The sequence below is a fragment of the Streptomyces sp. NPDC058985 genome (assembly GCF_042740985.1).
In the GTDB taxonomy this organism is placed as follows: Bacteria; Actinomycetota; Actinomycetes; order Streptomycetales; family Streptomycetaceae; genus Streptomyces.
Genome location: NZ_JBHYJX010000106.1, coordinates 1 through 2,039 on the forward strand (window position 1 = coordinate 1; position 2,039 = coordinate 2,039).

Annotated in this window: 2 protein-coding genes; both read right to left on the bottom strand. The window is 66.8% G+C overall.

What is annotated here, in order from left to right; genetic code table 11:
* Nucleotides 1-1,575: condensation domain-containing protein (locus ACFW01_RS38355; RefSeq protein ID WP_384511489.1), on the bottom strand; the 1,575-nt coding region annotated here is incomplete at its 3' end.
* A partial coding sequence (locus ACFW01_RS38360) for a phosphopantetheine-binding protein (RefSeq protein WP_384511492.1) occupies nt 1,572-2,039 on the bottom strand: 468 nt, incomplete at its 5' end. The genes ACFW01_RS38355 and ACFW01_RS38360, both read right to left, overlap by 4 nt.

A 2,039-nucleotide genomic window follows, 5' to 3' on the forward strand; every position in this document is an offset into this window, starting at 1 on the left:
ACCCCGCGGCAGACACAGACCCACCACCGACTCCGCACCCACCCCCTGCCCCACCAGATACCGCGCCAGCCGGTTCGCCCGCTCATCCAACTCCCGATACGACACCTCAACACCATCAGCGACCACCGCCACCGCCTCCGGCGTCCGTGCCACCTGCTCCTCGAACAACCCCGCCACCGACACCCGCGGCACCTCCACCGCAGTGTCATTCCACTCCATCACCACCCGGTCCCGCTCTGCGGGATCCAGCACCTCCACCGATCCCACCCGCACACCCGGATCAGCCGTCACCGCCTCCAGCACGCGAGTCAGACGCTCCACGAACCGATCGACGCTGTCCGCATCGAACAGGTCTGCCGCCGCGGTCAGCACACCCCGCAGGCCCGCCGGCGAACCGTCCTCATGGAAAGCCTCTGCGAAACTCAAATCAAGATCGAACTTCGCCGCCGACGCGCGGACCGGCAGCGCCTCGACCCGAAGGCCCTCCAGCTCCAAGACCGCATCGGCAGTGTTCTGCAACGTGAGCATCACCTGGAACAACGGATGCCGCGCCAACGAACGCACCGGCGCGAGTTCCTCCACCAGCCGCTCGAACGGCACATCCTGGTTCCCGTACGCTGCCAGCCCTGTCTTCCGGACCCGCCCCACAAGTTCGCGGAACGTCGGGTTTCCCGACAAGTCCGTGCGGATGACCAGGGTGTTGACGAAGAAGCCGACCAGGTCGCGCATTGCCGCGTCGGTCCGCCCGGCGATCGCCGACCCGACCGGGATGTCCGTACCCGCGCCCAGCCGGGACAGCAGCGTGGCCAGCGCCGCCTGCAGCACCATGAACACCGTGACCCGCTCTGCCCTGGCCACCTCCACCAAATGGACGTGCATCTCGGCGGGGATTTCGAACGACACCGTCCGTGCCTGATGACTCGCCGTCGGCGGACGGGGGCGGTCGAAGGGTAGTTCCAGTTCCTCAGGTATGCCCTCCAACTCCTGGTGCCAGTAGCCCACTTGGCGGGATAGCAAACTCTCCGGGTCATCCTCCGCTCCGAGCAGCTCCCGCTGCCACAGGGCGTAGTCGGCGTACTGCACCGGCAGCGGCTCCCACTCCGGGGTTCGCCCCGCGCAGCGGGCCGAGTACGCCACTGCGACGTCCCGTGCCAGTGGTGTCCATGACCAGCCGTCCCCGGCAATGTGGTGGACAAGCACCAACAGGACGTGCTCCTGCGGATCGATCTCGAACAACCATGCCTGGATAGGCACCTCTGCCGACAGGTCGAAGACGTATCTCGCCGCTTCGGCGACCGCACCGTCCAAGTCTTCCGGTGTCGTCTCCACGACGGACAACTGCCACGCGAGATCCGAGAGATCCTGCACCAGCTGGTACGGCTCTCCGTCGCCCATCGCGAACACGGTACGCAGCACCTCGTGCCGCCCGATCACGTCCCGCAATGCCGCACCCAGCGCCGTCTGGTCCAGCTTCCCCGACAGCCGCAAGGCCATAGGGATGTTGTAGGTTGCGCTCGCTCCCTGGAGCTGCTCGATAAACCACAAGCGGCGCTGTGCGAACGACAACGGGATCATCGGGACTCCTCCTGCTTGCGCATCGGCCGCAACGCCGGCCTTTCTGACTTTTCGTCTCCGACCAGGTTCGAGAGACCCGCCACTGTTGGTGCCTCGAAGATGTCTGCGATCCTCACCTCGTTGCCGAGGGCCTCGCGAATCAAGCTGACGAGTTCAGTTGCCAGGAGTGAGTGGCCTCCGAGTGCGAAGAAGTCGTCGTCGACGCCGACCGTCGGCAGGCCCAGGACATCGGCGAACGCGGCACACAGGATCTCCTCTCGGGCATTGGCCGGAGGCCGGCCCGTCGTCGCCTGCGCAGCCGCCAGGAGTTCGGGTGCGGGCAGGGCCTGGCGGTTCAGTTTGCCGTTCGGTGTCAGGGGCAGTGCGTCCAGGACCACCACGGTGGAGGGGACCATGTGTTCCGGCAGTCGCTGGGCGGTGAACTGCCGCAGTGTCTCGGGCAGCCGGCCGGCGTCGTCGGGATC